This window comes from Burkholderia sp. 3C, assembly GCF_054589155.1.
Genome location: NZ_BAAILN010000121.1, coordinates 20,115 through 23,721, shown reverse-complemented (window position 1 = coordinate 23,721; position 3,607 = coordinate 20,115). Strand labels below are relative to the sequence as shown.

At 69.3% G+C, this 3,607-nt stretch carries 3 protein-coding genes; all 3 read left to right on the top strand.

Features of this window, described 5'->3' with window-relative positions; genetic code table 11:
• Positions 1-495, top strand: a 495-nt coding sequence (locus ACYP33_RS24400; RefSeq protein ID WP_459624272.1) for an FUSC family protein, incomplete at its 5' end; no start/stop codon positions are given.
• Between the two features lie 196 nt (positions 496-691).
• Positions 692-1,774, top strand: coding sequence for an ABC transporter substrate-binding protein (locus tag ACYP33_RS24395; protein ID WP_414448527.1), 1,083 nt, complete (start codon positions 692-694; stop codon positions 1,772-1,774).
• A 202-nt stretch (positions 1,775-1,976) separates the two neighbouring features.
• The coding region (locus ACYP33_RS24390) for a GMC family oxidoreductase (protein WP_459624271.1) at positions 1,977-3,607 on the top strand (1,631 nt) is incomplete at its 3' end.

Below are 3,607 nucleotides of genomic sequence, written 5' to 3'. Positions count from 1 at the left end.
CCCCCCACCGCCGCCGCGCTGCTCGCGATGCTGGCCGGCGGCGCGCTCTCGGAAGATCGCGCGATGTGGGCCGTGATCAGCACGTTCGTGGTGTTTCTCGGCACCACCTCGCACCAGGGCACGCGGGCGCGCGTCGTGCAGCGCGTGATCGGCACGCTCGCGGGCGCGGCGGCCAGCGTGCTGCTCGTCACCGTGTTCGCGCATCAGACCGGCGTGCTGGTGGCCGCGATGATCGCGTCGGTGTTCGGCTGGGCCTATTACATTCTTCATGCGTATGCGCGCGGCGTGTTCTTCATCACGCTGCTGGTGGGCCTGCTGTACGGCACGCTCGGCTTCGCGATCGTGCCGCTCGCGGCCATGCGCATCGAGGAAGTGCTGGCCGGCTGCCTGATCTCGCTCGCGCTGGCCTTGCTGCTGATGCCGTCCGAGGCCGTGCGTGCCGCAGGCACCCAACGCAACGCGCCCGCCGCAGAGCGCAACCCGGTTCGGAACTAGGCGAATACTCGCGCCCGCTCAACACAGACGAATCATCAGCACACCGACACGCTTCACCCGACGCGGCCATTACATCAGGTCATGCCGGCTCCAACAATTTCGGCGTTGTCCGCAGCAAATTGGCTCACTATATTCGAATCGACCCGATGATCGATTCCCCCCGGAACGCCGCCCGCATCGCGGCCAGCCCTTCCGGATGAAGTGTCCACTGCAACCGTGTCGAGGAAGAGTCGTGACGAAAACGAAACGCCTGTGTCAGGCCGCCATAACACTCGCGATCGGTAGCGCGAGCGCCACGTCGGCGCTCGCCGCCGGCCAGATCACCTTCGTGTCGCAAGGCGGCGCGTACCAGGAAGCCCAGACCAAGGCCATTCTCGACCCTGCCGCCAAGCAGCTCGGCATCACCATCGCGCAGGACAGCATTCCCGACGCATGGCCGCAGATCAAGGCGCAGGGCGCCACCGGCAAGCCGATCTGGGACGTGGTCGACACGCCCACCTCGAACTGCCTGCGCGGCGGCGCCGAAGGGCTGATCGAAAAGCTCGACTACACGAAGATGCCGAGCGCCGCGTCGATCCCCGAGAAATACCGCACGCCGTATTCGGTGCCGTACGAGTTCTATTCGAGCGTGATCGGCTACAACAAGAAAACCGTCAAGAAGGTGCCGCACAGCTGGGCCGATTTCTGGAACGTGAAGGGCTTCCCCGGCACGCGCGCGCTGCGCAACGATCCGCAAACCGTGCTCGAAGCCGCGCTGCTCGCCGACGGCGTGGCGCGCGACAAGCTCTATCCGCTCGATGTGGATCGCGCGTTCCGCAAGCTCGCGCAGATCAAGCCCGACATCGCCGTCTGGTGGACCTCGGGCGGCCAATCGGCGCAGTTGCTGCACGACGGCGAAGTGGACATGGAAATGATCTGGAACGGCCGCGCCAGCGCGGTCGCGAAGGACAACCCCGACGTGGCGTTCACCTACGACGACGGCATCCTGCAAAACACCCAGCTGTGCATCCTGAAGAACGCGCCGAACCTCGCGAACGCGGTGCGCTTCGTCGATGCGGCCGTCTCGCCCGACTTGCAGGCGAACCTGCCGAAATACATCGACTACGGCCCCGGCAACCCCGCCGCCTACCAAACCGGCAAGATCACGCCGCAGCGCGCGAGCGAACTGCCCAGCTCGCCGGCCAACGCGGCCAAGCAGGCGCTGCTCTCGGAAGAATGGTGGGCGACGCCCCAAGGCATCCAGGCCAAGGCGCGCTGGCTCAAGTTCATGCAGCAATAAGCGATGTAGCGGCGCGGCACGCGCGAGGCGTGCCGCTTTATCACTTCGTTGCACCCGCAACTTGATGCCGCGCGTTGCCGCATGACGCCGCGCGGCGCTCGTTTCGATTGACTTCGATTCCCGTCATCCGCCCTGCCGCGCGCGCCGAATTGCTACCTATCGCGCCGCCCGGGGCGATGCGCCTTTCCTGCCGGCTTCGATCGTGTACGACTACCTGATACTCGGCGGCGGCTCGGCCGGCTGCGTGCTGGCCGCGCGGCTCTCCGAGGACGCCACCCGCTCGGTCTGCCTCGTCGAGGCCGGCCGCAACGTGTCGGCGGCCACGCTGCCGCCCGACATGCGCAGCCGCTACCCCGGCCGCGCCTATCTCGACACGCGCAACCTGTGGGCGCGCTTGCAAGCCCGCATGAGCGCGCCCGCCGCGTCTCGCCGCTACGAACAGGCGCGCGTGCTCGGCGGCGGCTCGGCGATCAACGCGCTGATGGCCAACCGCGGCGCACCCGCCGATTACGACGAATGGGCAGCGCTCGGCGCGTCCGGCTGGAACTGGGCAAGCTGCCTGCCGTACTTCCGCAAGCTCGAACGCGACGTGCAGTTCGACGGCCCGCTGCACGGCGCGAGCGGCCCGTTGCGCGTGCAACGCGCGCCACCCGAGCGGCTCTCGCCGTTCGTGCGCGGCGTGATCGACGCGCTCGGCCGGCGCGGCCTGCCGCTGCGCGACGACCAGAACGGCCCCTGGCAGGACGGCGCGTTCGTCGGCGCAATCGCCGTCAGCGAGCAGGGCGAACGCATTCCCACTTCGGTGTGCTATCTCGACGACGCCGCACGCGCCCGCCCCAACCTGACGATCACGACCGACACGCAAGTCGAGCGCGTGCGCTTCGACGGCAAGCGCGCGACAGGCGCGGACGTGATTCGCCCCGACGGCAGCCGCGCCACGCTGCATGCGCGGCACGTGATCGTCTGCGCGGGCGCGATCCACAGCCCCGCGCTGCTGCTGCGCAGCGGCATCGGCCCGGGCGAGGAACTCCACGCACTCGGCATCGCGGTGATCGCCGCGCGCGACGGCGTGGGCCGCAACCTGATGGAGCATCCGTCGATCGCGGTGTCGGCGTTCCTGCCGCGCGCGGCGCGCACGCCGTTTCCCGACGAGCATCACGAACAGGCCATCGTGCGTTATTCGTCAGGGCTGCCCGGCACGCCGCCCGGCGACATGCACGGCGCAATCCTGTCGCGTTCGGGCTGGCATTCGGTCGGCTACCGGCTCGGCACGATGTTCTTCTGGGTCAACAAATCGTATTCGCGCGGGCGCGTCACGCTGGCCTCGGCCGATGCGCGCGAGGAACCCGCCGTGGCGTTCTCGATGCTGTCGGATCCGCGCGATCTCGAACGGCTCAAGGGCGCGGTGCGCTTCGGCGCGCAAACGCTGGCCGATCCCGCGCTGGCCGCTCGGCTCGGGCCGCGCTTTCCGTCGAGCTATTCGCCGCGCGTGGCGGCCGTGGCGCAGCCGGGCCGCTGGAACGCGGTGCAGCGCGGCGCGTTGAGCGCACTGCTCGACGTGGCCGGGCCATTGCGCGGCGCGTTGATCGGGCGCGTCGTCACGCAGGGCGTCTCGCTCGCCACGCTGCTCGCCGACGACGCCGCGCTGACCGAGTTCGTCACGCGCTCGGTGGGCGGCACCTGGCACCCGTCGGGCACCTGCCGGATGGGCTCGGCCGGCGACCCGCTGGCCGTCACCGGCGCCGACGGCGCGGTGCATGGCGTGGAAGGCCTCAGCGTGTGCGACGCGTCGCTGATGCCGTCGATCCCGTGCGCGAACACCAACGTGCCGAC

Coding starts and splice junctions, on each gene's coding strand:
- ACYP33_RS24395 (WP_414448527.1), top strand. CDS start 692: ATGAAGTGTCCACTGCAACCGTGTCGAGGAAGAGTCGTGACGAAAACG.